This is a genomic window from Microbacterium sp. CFBP 13617 (assembly GCF_014839445.1).
GTDB lineage: Bacteria > Actinomycetota > Actinomycetes > Actinomycetales > Microbacteriaceae > Microbacterium.
The window spans coordinates 388,700-405,969 of record NZ_JACYNW010000001.1; the positions used below are offsets into that span (position 1 = coordinate 388,700).

16 protein-coding genes are annotated in these 17,270 nt (G+C 71.7%); 14 read left to right on the plus strand and 2 right to left on the minus strand.

The window, feature by feature from the left end; genetic code table 11:
- The first annotated feature begins 24 nt into the window (after positions 1–24).
- From IFU40_RS01615 to IFU40_RS01650, 8 genes are all read left to right on the plus strand, one after another.
- Positions 25–1,284, plus strand: coding sequence for an ABC transporter substrate-binding protein (locus tag IFU40_RS01615; RefSeq protein WP_191925158.1), 1,260 nt, complete (start codon positions 25–27; stop codon positions 1,282–1,284).
- Between the two features lie 75 nt (positions 1,285–1,359).
- A complete protein-coding gene (locus IFU40_RS01620) occupies positions 1,360–2,637 on the plus strand; it encodes an alpha-L-fucosidase (RefSeq protein ID WP_191925159.1) in 1,278 nt (425 codons plus the stop codon).
- Between the two features lie 14 nt (positions 2,638–2,651).
- A complete protein-coding gene (locus IFU40_RS01625; RefSeq protein WP_191925160.1) occupies positions 2,652–3,575 on the plus strand; it encodes a carbohydrate ABC transporter permease in 924 nt (307 codons plus the stop codon).
- A complete protein-coding gene (locus IFU40_RS01630; protein ID WP_191925161.1) occupies positions 3,565–4,506 on the plus strand; it encodes a carbohydrate ABC transporter permease in 942 nt (313 codons plus the stop codon). The genes IFU40_RS01625 and IFU40_RS01630 overlap by 11 nt, the downstream gene beginning before the upstream one ends.
- Complete coding sequence (locus tag IFU40_RS01635; RefSeq protein WP_191925162.1) at positions 4,503–5,987, plus strand: M81 family metallopeptidase; 1,485 nt, start codon at positions 4,503–4,505, stop codon at positions 5,985–5,987. Before IFU40_RS01630 ends, IFU40_RS01635 begins: the two co-directional genes overlap by 4 nt.
- The gene (locus IFU40_RS01640) at positions 5,984–6,712 is read left to right on the plus strand and encodes a copper homeostasis protein CutC (protein WP_191925163.1); all 729 of its coding nucleotides are present in this window, start codon (positions 5,984–5,986) and stop codon (positions 6,710–6,712) included. Before IFU40_RS01635 ends, IFU40_RS01640 begins: the two co-directional genes overlap by 4 nt.
- Positions 6,709–7,641, plus strand: coding sequence for an ROK family protein (locus tag IFU40_RS01645; protein WP_191925164.1), 933 nt, complete (start codon positions 6,709–6,711; stop codon positions 7,639–7,641). Before IFU40_RS01640 ends, IFU40_RS01645 begins: the two co-directional genes overlap by 4 nt.
- Entirely contained in the window at positions 7,641–8,426 is a 786-nt protein-coding gene (locus IFU40_RS01650) for a glucosamine-6-phosphate deaminase (protein ID WP_191925165.1), read from the plus strand. Before IFU40_RS01645 ends, IFU40_RS01650 begins: the two co-directional genes overlap by 1 nt.
- 40 nt (positions 8,427–8,466) lie before the next feature.
- On the opposite strand, the gene IFU40_RS01655 is transcribed toward IFU40_RS01650, so the two are convergent.
- Positions 8,467–9,666: a beta-propeller fold lactonase family protein gene (locus IFU40_RS01655; protein ID WP_191925166.1), complete on the minus strand. Its 1,200-nt coding sequence runs from the start codon at positions 9,664–9,666 to the stop codon at positions 8,467–8,469.
- Position 9,667: 1 nt separating this feature from the next.
- Entirely contained in the window at positions 9,668–10,954 is a 1,287-nt protein-coding gene (locus IFU40_RS01660) for an adenylosuccinate synthase (protein WP_055832218.1), read from the minus strand.
- Between the two features lie 108 nt (positions 10,955–11,062).
- On the opposite strand from IFU40_RS01660, the gene IFU40_RS01665 reads away from it, so the two are divergent.
- From IFU40_RS01665 to IFU40_RS01690, 6 genes are all read left to right on the plus strand, one after another.
- Positions 11,063–11,755: a Pr6Pr family membrane protein gene (locus IFU40_RS01665; protein ID WP_191925167.1), complete on the plus strand. Its 693-nt coding sequence runs from the start codon at positions 11,063–11,065 to the stop codon at positions 11,753–11,755.
- Between the two features lie 56 nt (positions 11,756–11,811).
- Complete coding sequence (locus IFU40_RS01670) at positions 11,812–12,468, plus strand: peptidylprolyl isomerase (RefSeq protein WP_191925541.1); 657 nt, start codon at positions 11,812–11,814, stop codon at positions 12,466–12,468.
- 70 nt (positions 12,469–12,538) lie between these two features.
- Positions 12,539–13,981, plus strand: a complete 1,443-nt coding sequence (gene argG / locus IFU40_RS01675; protein WP_055832223.1) for an argininosuccinate synthase — start codon at positions 12,539–12,541, stop codon at positions 13,979–13,981.
- A gap of 123 nt (positions 13,982–14,104) precedes the next feature.
- Entirely contained in the window at positions 14,105–14,710 is a 606-nt protein-coding gene (locus IFU40_RS01680; protein ID WP_055832225.1) for a TetR/AcrR family transcriptional regulator, read from the plus strand.
- Entirely contained in the window at positions 14,707–15,321 is a 615-nt protein-coding gene (locus IFU40_RS01685) for a hypothetical protein (RefSeq protein ID WP_191916613.1), read from the plus strand. The genes IFU40_RS01680 and IFU40_RS01685 overlap by 4 nt, the downstream gene beginning before the upstream one ends.
- A complete protein-coding gene (locus IFU40_RS01690) occupies positions 15,318–17,255 on the plus strand; it encodes a YhgE/Pip domain-containing protein (RefSeq protein WP_191925168.1) in 1,938 nt (645 codons plus the stop codon). Before IFU40_RS01685 ends, IFU40_RS01690 begins: the two co-directional genes overlap by 4 nt.
- Positions 17,256–17,270: the final 15 nt, after the last annotated feature.

A 17,270-nucleotide genomic window follows, 5' to 3' on the forward strand; every position in this document is an offset into this window, starting at 1 on the left:
AGCCCGCACCCGAGAGGAACCCCCATGCACACGAAACGGATCGCCTTCGCGGGCCTCGTCGCCGTCACGGCGATGGGCTTCACCGCCTGCGCCTCCGGCGGCGGCGCGGCCGACGGCGGCAAGACCACCATCGTCTGGAACATGTGGGCGGGTGACACCGCCTCGGAGCAGAAGCTCAAGGACCAGATGGCCGTCGCCCAGAAGCTCGTCGGCGATGACATCACCATCGAGCTGCAGACCGCTCCCTGGGCCGACTACTTCACCAAGTTGAACACCAACATGGCGTCGGGCAAGGTCGCCTGCGTCACGGGCATGAACGGCCAGCGCCTCGCCGGATACACCGAGGTGTTCGACGAGCTCACCGACGACGACCTGTCGACGATGGGGATCTCGCGCGACGCGTACAACCCGGGCGCACTGAGCGTCATGGAGAACGGCGGCACGCTCTACGGCCTTCCCTACGACACCGCCGCGATGCTGCTCTTCTACAACGCCGATCTGTTCGCCCAGGCCGGCGCCCCGCTCCCCACCAACGACTGGACGATCGACGACTTCGAGAAGGCGGCGAGCGAGATCACCGCGAAAGCCGGCGCGAAGGGCTTCGCCGTCTCGGTCGACGAGTTCCAGTGGCTCTCGCTCCCGATGGCCGAGACGGGGCTGCAGCCCGTCGACGACTCCGGCGCACTCGACCTCACGAACCCGAGCTTCGTCGAGGCGGCCACCCGCTACGGCGACCTCGTCACCAAGCTCGGAGTCTCCGACGCCGTCCCCTCCGCCTCCGACTCGGCGTGGACCACCACGCAGTTCGAGAACGGCAAGGCCGCGATGATCATCGAGGGGACCTGGATGGCATCCACCCTCACCGGTCCCGACCTCGGATTCTCGGCCGGTGCGGTGCGGATCCCGCGCGGCGACGACGGCGCGTACGGCGTGGCCCTCGGCTCCGGTTACGGCATCGCCGCCAACTGCGAGGACAAGGAGGCCGCACTCAAGGTGCTCGGCGCCCTGTCGAGCCCCGACGTGCAGTCGGTGATCGCGGAGCAGGGCGGCTACCCGGCCCAGCTCGCCAGCCAGCCGGAGTTCTTCACGGCCCTTCCGGATGCCACCCGCGACAACCTCACGCAGGCCTTCACCGCCGCGTTCGAGGGCGCCGTGTCGCAGCGCGTGACCGACCAGTGGACGCAGGTGGCGACCGCGACGCCGAACGAGCTCGTGAGCGTCTACACCGGCCAGGCGACCATGTCGTCGGTGCTCGAGAACCTCGAGTCGCGCTTCGGCAACTGAGTCCCCCGGGAGGGGGCGTCCGCCGGGCGCCGCCTCCCTCTCATCCCGTCCCCCTCGTCACGCAGGAGCACCGCCATGACCGACGACCGCACCGACTGGTTCGTCCACGATCGCTTCGGGATGTTCGTCCACTTCGGTCTGTACAGCGTGGCCGCCCGCCACGAGTGGGTGCAGAATTACGAGCGCATCGAGGCCGCGGACTACGCCCGCTACGCGCGGTTCTTCGAGCCCGACCTCTTCGACGCCCCGACCCTGGCGCGCCAGGCCCGCGAGGCCGGCGCCCGCTACGTCGTGCTCACCGCCAAGCACCACGAGGGCTTCTGCCTGTGGAACACCGCAACGACCGGCTTCAACGCGGTCGAGGCCTGCGGCCGCGACCTGGTGCGCGAGTACGTCGACGCGCTGCGCGCCGAGGGCCTGCGCGTCGGGATCTACTTCTCGCTGCTGGACTGGTCGCACCCGCACTACACGATCGACCGGCACCACCCCCAGCGCGGCGCCGCCGACGTCGCCGAGCGCAACGCCGAGCGCAACATGGCGATCTACCGCGAGTACCTGCACGCTCAGGTGCGGGAGCTGCTCACGGACTACGGTCCGCTCGACTACCTCTTCTTCGACTTCACCGAGCCCGCCGAAGAAGACGGCCTGCCCGGCAAGTCGCCCGAGGACTGGGATGCCGAGACCCTGCTGGCGATGTGCCGCGAGCTGCAGCCCGACATGGTGGTGAACGATCGCCTCGGCATTCCCGCCGATCTCGTCACCCCCGAGCAGTACCAGCCGGTCCGCCCGTTCGAGCGCGACGGTGTCCCGCTCGTGTGGGAGGCCTGCCAGACGATCAACGGCAGCTGGGGCTACCACCGCGACAACCACGACGGCAAGAGCGCGGCCCTGCTCGTGCGCATGCTCGCGAGCTCCGTCGCGCTCGGCGGGAATCTGCTGCTCAACGTGGGCCCGACCGGCCGCGGCGAGATCGCGCCGCGCGACGCCGCCCTGCTGTCGGAAGTGGGTGAGTGGATGACCCGACACGCGGATGCCATCCGCGGGGCCGGCGCTTCGCGCTTCGTCGCACCGTCGGGCGTCGTCTACACCCAGCGCGGCGACCGCCTCTACGCCCACCTCTTCGACTGGCCCTTCGGCCTGCTGCACCTGCCCGACCTCGCCGACCGGGTCGAGTTCGCGCGCTTCCTCGACGACGGGTCCGAGGTGCTGTTCGAGAGCATCCCCGCCGATCAGCAGGCCTTCAACCTCCTGCCCGCGGCGCCCGCGCCCGGAACCCTGACGCTCAAGCTCCCCGTCCAGCCGCCGTCGGTCGCACTCCCCGTGATCGAGCTGCGACTGCGGGCCTCCTCCTGACGAAAGGCCACCGGATGGTCACCGAATCCTCCATCGCCCCGCGGCGACGGCGCCGCAGCACGATCGAGACGAGGGAACGCCGCCAGGCGCTCGGCTTCATCACCCCGGCCGTGCTCGGTCTCGCGGTCTTCACCGTCCTCCCCGTGGGACTCGCAATCGTGATGAGCCTGTTCGACTGGCCGATCTTCGGCAAGCGCGCGTTCGTCGGCATCGACAACTACGTGACGCTGCTGACCTCGTCGCCCGACTTCTGGCCCGCGCTGCGCAACTCCGCGGTGTTCACGCTGCTCTACGTGCCGCTGAACCTCATCGTGGCGCTCGGGCTCTCGCTGCTCCTCGGACCCCGCATCCGCGGTCGCGCCTTGTTCCGCGTGCTGTTCTTCATCCCCGTCGTCACGCCGATCGTGGCGAGCGCGCTCATCTGGCGTCTGGTGCTGCAGCCCGACGGGCTGCTCAACGGCATGACGGTCTCGCTCTTCGGGTGGGAGCTGCCGAACTTCCTCGTCGACCAGAACTGGGCCATGCTCGCCGTCGTCGCGATGAGCGTGTGGGCGGGCATGGGCTACAACATGCTCGTGCTGACCGCGGCGCTCGAGCAGGTCCCCACCTCGGTGGTGGAAGCCGCCCAGATCGACGGGGCCCGCGGCATCCGCCTCGTCGCCCAGGTGATCATCCCGCTCATCTCCCCGGCGATCTTCTTCGCCGCGGTGATGACGATCATCTCGTCGATGCAGGTGTTCGCGCAGCCGCAGCTGCTCACCGGCGGCGGCCCCGGCACCTCCACGGTGCCGCTGGTGATGTTCATCTACAACACCGGCTTCAAGTTCCAAGACCTCGGTCTCGCCGCCGCGGGCGCGTGGATCCTGTTCGTCATCATCATCGGCATCACGGCGCTGCAGTTCCGGGCGCAGAAGAGGTGGGTGCACTATGAGCACTGAGACCCTACGACAGACCCACCGCCCCACGCCGCTGTCGCCCGCGACCGCCGTCGAGGGTCCCCGCGGCGGCCGACGCGGTCGCCGGCGCAGCCAGCCGGTCTCCCGCGGCGAGCGCGTCGGCCTGATCGCCGCGTACCTCGCGGTGATCGTCGCGGCCGTGATCTTCGCGGCCCCGTTGATCTACGCGTTCTTCTCGGCCCTCAAGCCCTCGAACGAGGTGCTGCTGGCGCCGCCGACGCTGATCGGCAGCGAGGTGCGCTGGCAGAACTTCGTCGAGGTCTTCAGCTTCGCGCCGTTCACGACCTACATCGCGAACTCGTTCATCGTCTCGGTCGCCGGCGTGCTCGTCGTGCTCGCGGTGTCGGCGACGGCCGGCTACGCCTTCGGGCGCCTGCGCTGGCCCGGGCGCGACGTCGTGTTCGTGCTGTTCCTCGGCACGCTGATGGTGCCGCAGGAGGTGCTGGTCATCCCCATGTTCGTCGTCATGCAGTGGTTCGGGTGGGTCGACACGTACCAGTCGCTCGTCCTGCCCTGGGCCTTCACCGCCTTCGGCACGTTCCTCATGCGGCAGTTCTTCCGCGGCATCCCGTTCGAGCTCGAAGAAGCCGCGCGCATGGACGGCGCGGGCCCCGTGCGCACGTTCCTGCAGGTGATCCTGCCCCTCGCCGGCTCGGCGCTCGCGGTGCTGGCCGTGTTCACCTTCCTCAACTACTGGAACAGCTACCTCTGGCCCCTCGTGACCGTCAACGACTACAACGCCCTGGGCACCCTGCCGATCGGCCTCGCGAGCTTCGCCACGCAGAGCGGAACGCGGTGGGACCTGCAGATGGCGGCCACGATCATCTCGATGATCCCCACCACGATCCTCGTCATCGCGCTGCAGAAGCACCTCGTCAAGGGCATCGCGACGTCGGGTCTGGGCGGGCGATGACCGCGCGACTCCCCCGGATCGTCATCGCCGGCATGGCCATCGAGTCCAGCGCGTACGCTGCCCACCGGGCCGGCCACGACGACTTCGTCGTGCTGCGCGGCGACGAGGTCCTCACGCGGTACCCGTTCCTCGCGGCGGGCAGGCCCCTGGGCGATGCGGCCGACTGGATCGGCGTCTTCTACGCCCGCTCGATCCCCGGCGGCCGGGTGCGCCGCGACGTGTACGACGACTTCCGCGCTCGCATCGTCTCCGGCCTCGCCGACGCGGGCGAGGTGGATGCCGTGTACCTCGACGTGCACGGAGCGATGGGCGTCGAGGGGATGGACGACGCCGAGGGCGACCTCGTCGAGGCCGTCCGCGCGGTGGTCGGGGCCGAGCCCCTGATCGCCGCACCCATGGATCTGCACGGGAACGTCTCGGAGCGCTTCGCACGCGCGGTCGACCTGCCGACGTGCTTCCGCCTGGCCCCGCACGAGGACGCCGACGACACCCGCGAGCGCGCGGCGCGGACGCTTCTGGAGTGGGTGGGGCGCGACGAACGCCCGGCACGCGCCTGGGTGCGGGTGCCGATCCTGCTCCCCGGCGAGAAGACGTCCACCCGTGTGGAGCCCGCCCGGAGCCTCTATGCGCGTCTCGATCAGGTGGAGCGGATGCCGGGCGTCACCGACGCGTCGATCTGGATCGGCTACGCGTGGGCCGATGAACCCCGCTGTCACGCGACGGTGATCGTCAGCGGCGCCGACGCGTCGACGATCGTCGAGCAGGCCGAGACGCTCGCCCAAACACTGTGGGACGCCCGCGACGACTTCTCGTTCGTCGGACCGCCCGGCTCGCTGGCCGAGGGCGTGTCGGCGGGTCTCGCGCATCGAGCCGCCGGCGGCGCTCGGCCGTATCTCGTGAGCGACTCCGGCGACAATCCGGGCGCGGGCGGCTCCGGCGACGTCACGTGGACCCTGCACGAACTGCTGCGCGACCAGCGTCTCACCGGCGCCGACGACGACCTCACGGTGGCCGTGGCCTCGATCTTCGACGCCTCGGCCGTCGCCTCGCTCGACGGCGCCGAAGTGGGCTCGTCGGTCGAGGTCGAGGCCGGTGCCCGCGTCGACGACCGCGTGAGCGGACCGGTGCGCATCGCCGGGGTGCTGCGTGGGCGGTACGACGATCCGGTCGCGGGCCGCGTCGTCGTCATCGGCGTCGGCGCCCTGCGGGTGATCGTCACCGAGCGGCGCAAGGCGTTCCACGCCGCCGACCACTTCCGGGCGGTCGGCATCGACCCGCTCGCCACCGACATCGTCGTGACCAAGATCGGCTACCTCGAGCCCACCCTGTACGACATCGCCGCGGGCTGGACGCTCGCCCTCACCCCCGGCCCGGTCGATCAAGACCTGGGCCGGCTGGGTCACCGCCGCATCGAGCGACCGATGTTCCCCTTCGACGCGTTCGACGCCGCTCCCGACCTGAGCGCGACGGTGCTGCGATGACCGCGTTCGAGATGGCGGTCCAGGATGCCGCGGGCATCGCCGTCGCGGCCGAGCTCGGCGTCGACCGCATCGAGCTGTGCGCCGCCCTGTCGCTCGGCGGGCTGACCCCCTCGGTCGGACTCATCGAGGCGGCGGCCGCCTCCGGCATCCCGACGCACGTCCTCGTGCGCCCGCGCGGGGGCGACTTCGAGTACGACGACGCCGAGCGAGCCCTCATCGTCGACGACGTGCGGTGGGCGCACTCCCTGGGCGCGGCGGGTGTCGTCGTGGGCGGTCTGCGCGACGGCGGGATCGACGAGGAGCTCGTCGACCGCGTCGTCGCCGTCGCCGGCGGCGCGGACGTCACGTTCCATCGCGCGTTCGACAACCTGTCCGACCTCGATGCCGGTCTCGACCGCCTCGCCGAGCTCGGCGTCACGCGCGTGCTGACCTCGGGCGGCGCGGCTCGGGCGCACGAGGCGCTCGACGTTCTGCGGCGGCTGGTGGGCCGCGCGGGGGGCGGGATCGAGATCATGGCGGGCAGCGGCGTGCGCTCCGACAACGTTGCGCGGATCGCCGCGACCGGCGTCGACGCCGTCCACGCGTCGGCCAAGCGGTCCGTGACCGGCCGTCCGGGCGTCGCGCTCGGTTCCGCCGCGATCGACGGCGGTGGGTACGAGACCGTCGATCCCGACGAGGCTCGTCGCCTGTTCGGCATCCTGCGGTCGACCGAGGGGGCGAGATGACGCTTCTTCTGGGTGTGGACAACGGGGGCACGCGGGTCAAGCTGCTGCTCGCGCGCGAGGTGGGCGGGAGGCTCGAGCACGTGCGCACGGACGATGCGCCGACCCCCCGCGGACCCGCCGCGATGGACGAACTGGCCGCCCTCACCCGGGCGTTCCTCGCCGACGACCGCGCGGACGCCTTCGGCATCACGGTCGCCGGGATCCTCGACGAGGCGTCCGGCGTCGTGGCGACCAGTGCGAACATGCGCTGGCTCGAGGGGCTCGCGCCCGCCCGCGAGCTGGCCGACCGCCTCGACCTCCCCGGCGAGGCCGTGCAGGACGGGGTCGCCACCGCGATCGCGGAGGCCGTCCTCGGCGCCGGACGCGGAGCCGACGACGTGTTCGTGCTCGCCCTCGGCACGGGCATCGCCGGTGCCCACGTCGTCGACGGGGCGGTCCGCAAGGGCGCCCACGGCGGCGCGGGAGAGATCGGACACCTCGCCACCGGGCGCGGGGAGAGGTGCACGTGCGGACAGTCGGGCTGCCTGGAATCGGTGCTGGGCGGCACGCGCCTCGGCGCACGCTGGGATCGCGCCCGCGGGGTCGGTGCGGCATCGACCGCCCTCGACGTGGTGCTCGCCGCCGAGCGGGGTGACGGCACCGCCCGCGCGATCCTCGACGAGGCGACGACGGCCCTGGCCAACGGCCTGCTGAGCGTGATGGCCATGATCGACCCCGGCGTGATCGTCATCGGCGGCGGTCTGTCGAACTCGCCGACCTGGATCATCGACCCCGCGGTCGACAAGGCCCACCGCCAGGCGACCTTCCACTCCGTTCCCCCCATCGTCCGGGCGCAGCTGGGCTCCTGGGCGGGGGCGTGGGGCGCGGCGGTCACCGCGGGGCACCGGACGAGCGGCGAACGCCGCCTCGAGCGAACGGAGATGGTCTGATGGCCGAGGTCGTGCTCACCCGAACCGCCGACGAGGCCTCGGCCCTCGCCGCCGCCCACGTCGCACGCGAGATCGCGGCCCGGCCACGGCTCGTGCTGGGGGTCGCGACGGGTTCCACCCCCGAGGGCTTCTACCGTCACCTGGCCCGATGCCTCGCCGCAGAGGGCACCGACACGTCGGGCGTCCGGGCCTTCGCGCTCGACGAGTACGTGGGGCTGCCCGCCGACCACCCCGAGTCCTACGCCGCCGTCATCGACCGCACCGTGACGGTGCCGCTCGGTCTCGACCCGGCGCACGTGCACGTGCCCGACGGCCGCGCCGCCGATCCGTTCGCGGCCGCGGCGGCGTACGACCGCGCCATCGACGCGGCCGGCGGCGTCGACATCCAGATCCTCGGCATCGGGCGCAACGGACACATCGGCTTCAACGAGCCGGGTTCGTCGCTCGGGTCGCGCACGCGGGTCAAGACGCTGGCCGCCTCGACCCGGGATGCCAACGCGCGGTTCTTCGCCGACCCCCGCGACGTCCCCGTCCACTGCATCACCCAGGGGATCGGCACCATCCGCGAGGCACGGCACCTCATCCTGCTGGCGTTCGGTGCTGACAAGAGCACCGCGCTGGCCGGCGCCGTCGAGGGTCCCGTGTCGGCGAGCCTGCCCGGCTCGGCCATTCAGCTGCACCCGCACGTCACGGTGCTGGCCGACGAGGGCGCCGCGCAGAAGCTGACGCAGGCCGAGGCCTACCGCGAGGCGTGGGCGCTCAAGCCCGCCGCGCAATCGTTCTGAGCGGGCGGGACCGGCACGCGGGCCGGACCGCTGGGGCGGCTCAGCGCAGCGGCAGCAGCCGGGTCGGCGAGGGCGACGGGGTGCGGTGACGGACGCGGCCCGGGATGCCGGTGCGCACATCGAGCGGGAGCGAGACGATCTCGTCGGCGAGCTGGCCGGCGACCAGCAGCGTGTCGGCGACTACGACGTGGTGGCGCGGCCAGTGCGTGCCGGTGTCGGCGAGCGCGAGGAGCTGCAGCTGCTCACCGGCGCCGCGCACCGACAGCACGCCGACGGTGTCGCTCCCGCGCACCCCGGCGTACAGCGTCGCCCCGTCGCGGCTCGCGCACAGCTCGGCGGCCGTGTCGGCGTCGAGGGTGCCGATCAGGGGCTGCCCCGACACGATGCTCCACCGTCCCGAGACGTCGGCGGCCAGCACGAAGACCTCCCGGCTGAGCTCCGTCACGACGTAGAGGTGCCCGGAGGGGTGCCACAGCCCGTGCCGGGGGCCGCTGCCCTGGGGCAGAACGACCTCTTGCACGGGTCGCAGGCCCGCCGCGCCCGAGCGCCAGAAGCGCACCAGGTCGAGGCCCATGTCGGTCGTCGCGACCAGGCCGCCCGGAAGGAAGATGGCCTGGTGCGCGCGCGACACGCGCTCGCCCGCCGCGGCTTCCTCGGACTCGGCGTCGGTCACGGGCACGTCGTCGTACGCGGGCACGAAGTGCGCGTACTGCTCACCCACGGCCTCGCGCAGCGCCCGGGCGGCCGCAGCCAGATCGGGCACCGCCGCACCCGAAACGCGTGCGCCGGTCGAGATCGTCTCGCCCGTCGGACCGGCGCCGTAGGGGTCCGACGCGTCGGCGGCGATCACGGGGCGCGACGGACGACCCGCGGCATCGAGGTCGATCCTCACGACCCGGCCGTCGCCCCAGCAGCTGGCGACCAGGTGCGAGGCGTCGGGGGCGACCGCCACGTGGCAGACCGCCGCTCCCGCGTCGATCGGCCTGCCGAGCGGCGCCAGCCGCGTCTCGGCGCTGCGGCGGTAGGCCTGCACCGTGCCGTCGGACTCCAGCGCGGCATAGAGCACGTCGAGGGTGGGGTGGGCGGCGACCCACGAGGGCGAACCGGGCGCGGCGACGGCCGTCCCGACCATGCCGAGAGGGCCCGAGGCCGCCGGCGAGTCGGCCTCGCCGGCCTGGAGCAGGCCGATGCCCTCGGCCGCTCCGCTGTCGGCGGCGTAGGCCCCGACCCAGAACCGCACGTCAGTCGACCAGGGGGTGCCGCACGATCACCTGGTCGCGCGCCGGGCCGACGCCGATGACCGAGATGCGGGTGCCGCTCATCTTCTCGAGGGCGAGCACGTACTCCTGCGCGGTCTGCGGCAGATCGTCGAACGTACGGGCCGTCGAGATGTCCTCGCTCCAGCCGGGGTAGGTCTCGTAGATCGGCTTCGCGTGGTGGAAGTCGGTCTGATTGACCGGCAGGTCGTCGTAGCGCACACCGTCGACGTCGTACGCGACGCAGACGGGGATCTCGTCGAGACCGCCCAGGATGTCGAGCTTGGTCAGCACCAGGTCGGTGATGCCGTTGATGCGCGTGGCGTAGCGGGTGATGGGCGCGTCGTACCAGCCGACGCGGCGGGGACGGCCCGTGGTCGTGCCGAACTCGAATCCGCGCGAGCGCAGCCAGTCGCCGCTCTCATCGAACAGCTCGGTGGGGAAGGGCCCCGAGCCGACGCGCGTCGTGTACGCCTTGACGATGCCGACGATGCGGTCGAGGCGGTTCGGCCCCACGCCCGATCCGGTGGAGGCACCGCCCGCGGTCGCCGACGACGAGGTGACGAAGGGGTAGGTGCCGTGATCGACGTCGAGCATGGTGGCCTGGCCGCCCTCGAAGACGACGACGTCACCGGCATCCAGTGCCTCGTTCAGCAGCAGCGAGGTGTCGGCGACCATGGGGCGCACGCGCTCGGCGTACGAGAGCAGGTCGTCGACGATCTCATCGACGGTGATCGAGCGACGGTTGAAGACCTTCACCAGCAGGTGGTTCTTCTGGTCGAGGGCGCCCTCGACCTTCTGGCGCAGGATGTTCTCGTCGAAGAGGTCTTGCACGCGGATGCCGACGCGGTTGATCTTGTCGGCGTAGGCGGGGCCGATGCCGCGACCGGTCGTACCGATCATGCGCTTTCCGAGGAAGCGCTCGGTGACCTTGTCGAGCGTGCGGTGGTACTGCGTGATGAGGTGCGCGTTGGCGCTGATCTTCAGTCGGCTGGTGTCGAGGCCTCGAGCGTTCAGCGCCTCGAGCTCGGCGAAGAGCACCTCGAGGTCGACGACGACGCCGTTGCCGATCACCGCGTTCACCCCGGGAGACAAGATGCCGCTGGGCAGCAGGTGCAGCGCGTACTTCTCGTCGCCGATGACGACGGTGTGGCCGGCGTTGTTGCCGCCGTTGAACTTCACCACCCAGTCGGTGCGCTCACCGAGCAGATCGGTGGCCTTGCCCTTGCCCTCGTCGCCCCACTGGACTCCGACGATCACAATTCCGGGCATGTGCGCTCCTCGCGTCTGATTCCGGCGGTCACCCCATCCTACCGAGCGGGTCCGACACCGCCCTCGCAAGCCCCCTCGACCGACGGGGACCGCCGCTAGCCTGGGGCGATGCAACGATCGCGCGGGTGGGCCACCGGATGGAACCTCGCACGGATCGCCGTGGCCGTGCTCATCGTCGTCGCCGTCGTCGCGCAATTCGTCTCGACGCTCGGCGAGGCCGTCGCCCGCGGCCGCGACACCACGACCGTGATCGCGAACTTCTTCAGCTTCTTCACGATCCTCTCCAACGTCTCGGCCGCGGTCGTGCTCGTGCTGCTGGGCGTGCGCTTCCTCGTGCGCGGTCGCCGTCTCGAGGTCGATCCGCCCGCGCTCGCGACGGTGCTGGCGTGGGTGTCGACCTACATGATCGTCACGGGCATCGTCTACAACCTGCTGTTGCGCGGCCTCCCCCTGCAGCCCGAGACGGTGGGCTGGTCCAACGAGATCCTGCACGTGTGGGGGCCGCTCTTCCTGCTCCTCGACGTGTGCCTCGGGCCGAACCGGCGCCGTCTCCGCTGGACCGCCGCCCTGGGCGCCGCCGTCTTCCCGATCGCCTGGATCGTCTACACGCTCCTGCGGGCGCCGCTGGTGACGAACCCGACCACCGGCGCCCCGTTCTGGTATCCGTACCCCTTCCTCGACCCCAGCACCGGCGGGTGGGGCAGCGTCGCGGGGTACATCGTGGTCATCGCCGTCGCCATCGTCGCTCTCGCCGTCGGCGTCGTGGCGATCGGTCGGGCGCGCGGCATCCGCCCGAACTAGACCGACGCGTTCTCGCAGGGCGGGCCGCGCCGACGACCTACCCTGGGAGCGTGCGTATGCGATCGATGTCCGCGGCCCTGGCCGCTGCCGCCCTGCTCCTGCTCGCCGGTTGCTCCGGAGGCGCGTCCGACGGGGCCGCTCCGTCGGCGGGCGCCTCCGCCGGGGAATGCTCCTATGCCGCCTCGGGTCAGCCGGCGGTCGACGTCACGCCGCCCGCCGCGGGCACCGACCGCCCGACGGGGCAGGTCGACGTCGTCCTGTCGACCTCCGCCGGCGACATCCCCATCGCCCTCGACGGCGAGAGCGCCCCGTGCACCGTCGAGAGCTTCGTCTCGCTCGCGCAGCAGCAGTACTTCTCCAATACGGAGTGCCACCGCCTCACGACGTCGGGCATCTTCGTGCTGCAGTGCGGCGATCCCACGGGCACCGGCCGCGGCGGCCCCGGGTACCGCTTCGCCGACGAGCTCGACGGCAGCGAGACCTACCCCGCGGGCACCGTCGCCATGGCCAACGCGGGCCCCGGCACCAACGGCTCGCAGTTCTTCCTCGTCTACGAGGACACGCAGCTCGCGCCCGACTACACGGTCTTCGGCACCATGTCGCCCGAGGGCCTCGACGTGGTGAAGTCGATCGCCGCCGCGGGCACGGCCGGCGGAGCCGGCGACGGCGCCCCCGCCACCCCCGTCACGATCTCCGACGTCACGGTCGGCTGACCCGCGCCGCCCGCGCGCCGCGGCGCCCACGAATCGGGGTGTGCGGGCGGGGCGCAATAGAATCGAGGGCATGTCCAAGGTCTTGCAGTCCCTTCCCGTCGGCGAGCGCGTCGGCATCGCCTTCTCGGGTGGTCTCGACACCTCGGTGGCCGTCGCGTGGATGCGCGACAAGGGCGCCGTCCCCTGCACGTACACCGGCGATCTCGGCCAGTACGACGAAGACGACATCGCCTCGATCCCCGGCCGCGCCACGCAGTACGGCGCCGAGGTCTCGCGCCTGGTCGACTGCAAGACGGCCTTGGTCGAAGAGGGCTTCGTCGCCCTCGCGTGCGGCGCGTTCCACATCCGCTCGGGCGGGCGCACCTACTTCAACACCACGCCGCTGGGCCGCGCCGTCACCGGCACCCTGCTCGTGCGCGCGATGAAAGAAGACGGCGTCGACATCTGGGGCGACGGCTCCACCTACAAGGGCAACGACATCGAGCGGTTCTACCGCTACGGCCTGCTCGCCAACCCGTCGCTGCGCATCTACAAGCCGTGGCTCGACGCCGACTTCGTCACCGAGCTCGGCGGGCGCAAAGAGATGAGCGAGTGGCTCGTCGCCCACGACTTCCCGTACCGCGACAGCGTCGAGAAGGCGTACTCGACCGACGCCAACATCTGGGGCGCCACGCACGAGGCCAAGACCCTCGAGCACCTCGACGTCTCGCTCGAGATCGTCGAGCCGATCATGGGCGTGCGCTTCTGGGACCCCGCGGTCGAGATCGAGACCGAAGACGTCACGGTCGAGTTCGCGGCCGGTCGCCCCGTCGCCATCAACGGCACGCGCTTCGACGACCCGGTCGAGCTCGTCCGCGAGGCCAACACCATCGGCGGCCGCCACGGTCTGGGCATGAGCGACCAGATCGAGAACCGCATCATCGAGGCCAAGTCGCGCGGCATCTACGAGGCCCCGGGCATGGCGCTGCTGTTCCTCACGTACGAGCGCCTGGTCAACAGCATCCTGAACGAGGACACCCTCGCGACCTACCACGAGCAGGGTCGCCGCCTGGGCCGCCTGATGTACGAGGGCCGGTGGCTCGAGCCGCAGTCGCTCATGCTGCGCGAGTCGATCCAGAAGTGGGTCGGTTCGACCATCACCGGTTCGGTCACGGTACGCCTGCGCCGCGGCGAGGACTACACGATCCTCGACACGGTGGCCTCGGGCATGTCGTACTCGCCCGAGAAGCTGTCGATGGAGCGCGTCGGCGACGCGGCCTTCGGCCCGGTCGACCGCATCGGCCAGCTCACCATGCGCAACCTCGACATCGCCGACTCGCGCGCCCGCCTCGAGCAGTACGCGAGCATGGGCCTGCTCGGCGGTCCGACCGGCGAGCTCGTCGGCGACGTCGCCGCGGGCGGCGCGAACGAGATCATCGAGTCGGCCTCGCCCCTCGACGCCGCCGGCGAGCGGCTCGCCGAGGCGACGGATGCCGCGGGCGAAGCCGCCGCGTTCGACTCCGGCACCGACTGACCGCACGTCCTCCCGAGAGCCCGCGGCGTTCGACGTCGCGGGCTCTCGTGTATTCGGGGGGCGGGGTGCCGCCGCTCAAGAAGTTGCACACGACCGTGCACTTTCGGCGTACACTGAGGCACCGTGACCACTTCCACCCGCCGCGACGCCGTCGAGAACCGCGCCGGTATCGTCGACGCCGCCACCGCGGTCATCGGCCACGACCCTCGCGCGTCGATCGACACGATCGCGCGGCGCGCCGGTCTCTCGCGGCGCGCCCTGTACGGACACTTCGACGACCGCAACGCCATCGTGCGCGAGGTCATCGCCGCGGGCGCCGCCCGCTTCAACGCCATCGCCGATCGTGTCGACGACGCCGATTCCCGCGTCGCGCTCGCCCGTCTGGCATCCGAGCTGTGGGCCGAGGCCGCGCACGTGCAGGCCGCCGCAGCCCTCGCGCTCGACGACGCGCACCTGCCCGAGACCTCGGCCGCCCTCGCGCCGCTCCGCCGCCGCATCGACGCGATCGTGCGTCGCGGCCAGGAGTCGGGCGAGTTGCGCACCGACCTTCCCGCGCCCACGCTCTCGCGCCTGCTCGAAGAGACCGGGCGCACCGTGGTCGCCCGCGTCGATGCCGGATCGAGCACCGCCCGGTCCATCGCCGTGCGCGCCGTGCTCGGCATCGCGGGACTCTCGTGGACAGAAGCACGCGACCTGGTGGCGCAGTACCCCGAACTGGAGGCGCAGTGAGAATCGTCCTGAACGCGGTCGCGAAGGGTCGCGCCGAGCGCGCGCTGCCCGCGACGTCGACCGCCTACGAGACCGGGCGCGCGACCCTGGTCGTCGCCGAGACCGAGCAGCGTCCCACGGTGCTGGGCCTCGTGGCATCCGGCCGCATGAACATCGACAGCGGTTCGGTACTGGTGGACGGGCACGCCGATGCCAGGACCCTGCGCCGTCGCGTCGCCCTGGTCGATGCGCCGGTCGTCTCGGAACCCGAACCGAACGTCACGGTCACCGGCGTCGTCGCCGAGGAACTGATGTTCGCCGGCCACGCGCCGACGCCGTTCGCCGCCGCGCGCTGGCTGGAGGGCATCGGGCTCGACGAGATCGCCGGGCTGCCGATCGGCAACGTGGAGCCGGCCGCCCGCATCCGCCTGCTGCTGGAACTCGCCGCCCTGCGCAAGGACGTCGAGGCGCTGGTGCTCGTCGCCCCCGACCGTCACGGCGGCGAGCCCACGGCCTGGTGGGCCATCGCCCGCGAGTTCGCCGAGCGCGGCTACGCGGTGCTCGTGATCGCGGGACAGGCCTCTCGCACGGCCATCGACGCGATCGAGAACGCAGGAGAACAGGTCCGATGAAGATCCCGCAGATGATCGCGGCGGAGTTGCGCCGACTGACCTCCACTCGCATGTCGGTGATCGCCCTGGTGGCGCTGCTCGCCGTGCCCATCCTCTACGGCGGCCTGTACCTCTGGGCCAACCAGGACCCCTACGGCAACCTGTCCAGCGTCCCCGTCGCGCTCGTCGTCGACGATCAGGGCGCCGACGTCAACGGACAGCAACGCAACCTCGGCGACGAGGCGGCCGATCAACTGCTCGACAGCGACACGTTCGAGTGGCACCGGGTCAGCTCCGACGCCGCCGACGCCGGGCTGCAGGCGGGCGACTTCGACTTCATCGTGACGCTTCCGGCCGACTTCACCGAGGCGGTCGCGTCGCTGTCGAGCGCGACCCCGCGCCAGGCCGACATCGAGCTGCGCACCAACGACGCCAACAACTACCTCGCCTCGACCATCGGCACGCAGGCCGTGGCCCGCATCCAGGCGTCGGTGGCGAAGAAGGTCGTCGACGAGGCGGGACTCACGCTGCTCGACGCCCTGCACACGGTTCGGGTCAGTCTCGTGGATGCCACGACCGGGGCGACGCAGGTCGTCGACGGTCTGAACTCGGCGAAGGCGGGCTCGTCGCAGCTCGTCTCGGGCTCGTCGCAGCTCGCGGACGGCTCGTCGCAGCTCGCCGACGGCACCGCTCAGCTCTCGAGCGGGGCGAGCCAGCTGCGCGACGGAACCGCCCAGCTGCGCGATGGGGCCGCGCAGGTGGCCGACGGTGCGCAGCAGGTCGCCGGGGGTGTCGATCGCATCGACGCCGCCGCGCGCGAGGTCGGCTCGGTCGCCTCCGACGCCGCCGCCCGCCTGCCCGAGGCGCGAGCCGACATCGCGAAGGCCCTCGCCGACGCCGGGCTCGACCAGGCCCGCATCGACGAGATCCTGTCGCGACTCGACCCCGTGGGTCAGCGGCTCACCGAGGCCAACGGTCGCGTCCAGAACACGGTGAATCAGATCGATCAGCTCGACGATGGCGCCCGACAGGTCGCCTCGGGCAGTGCGTCCGTGGCCTCGGGCGCGGCGACCGCGGCCGACGGAGCCTCGGCCCTCGCCGACGGCGCGGGCTCGGCGGCATCCGGAGCCGCCTCGCTGCGCGACGGCTCCGCGCAGGTGCGCGACGGCGCGAGCCAGCTCGACGCCGGCCTCGCCCAGCTCGCGACCGGCGCCACGCAGCTGCGCGACGGGCTGGCCTCGGGGGTGCAGCAGATCCCCGACAACGATCAGACGACGCGGCAGGCGCAGGCCTCGGCCATCTCCGACCCGGTCGCCGTGGGCACCAGCGCGGTCACGAAGGCGCAGAACTACGGTGCCGGTCTCGCCCCGTTCTTCGCCGCCCTGGCCGGCTGGATCGGCATCTACGCGCTGTTCCTCATCGTCAAGCCCGTGTCCAAGCGCGCGGTGACGGCGCTGCGCTCCCCCGTGCGCGTGACCCTCGCCGGGTGGCTGACACCGGCGGGCCTCGGCGCCCTGCAGATGGTCGGGTTGTTCACGGTGCTCGCCGTCGCGCTGCAGTTCTCGTTCGCGAACCCGTGGGCGGCCCTCGGCATCCTGATCTTCGCCTCGGCGACGTACGCGGCCATCGTGCTGGCGCTGAACGTGTGGCTCGGATCGGTGGGACAGTTCCTCGGCCTCGTGCTGATGGTGCTGCAGCTCGTGACGGCCGGCGGCACGTTCCCCTGGCAGACCCTCCCCGCTCCCCTCGCGGCGCTGCACCACGTGCTGCCCATGGGATACGTGGTGGATGCCATGCGGCAGGTCATGTACGGAGGAGACGTCGGCCGCGTCGGCTACGACCTGCTCGTGCTCGGCGCGTGGATGGTCGGCGGGGTGCTGCTCGCCGCGATCGGCGTGACGCGCATGACGCATCACCGCACGCTGCGGGATCTGCAGCCGAGCCTGATCGGCTGACCCGCGATCGCGTGA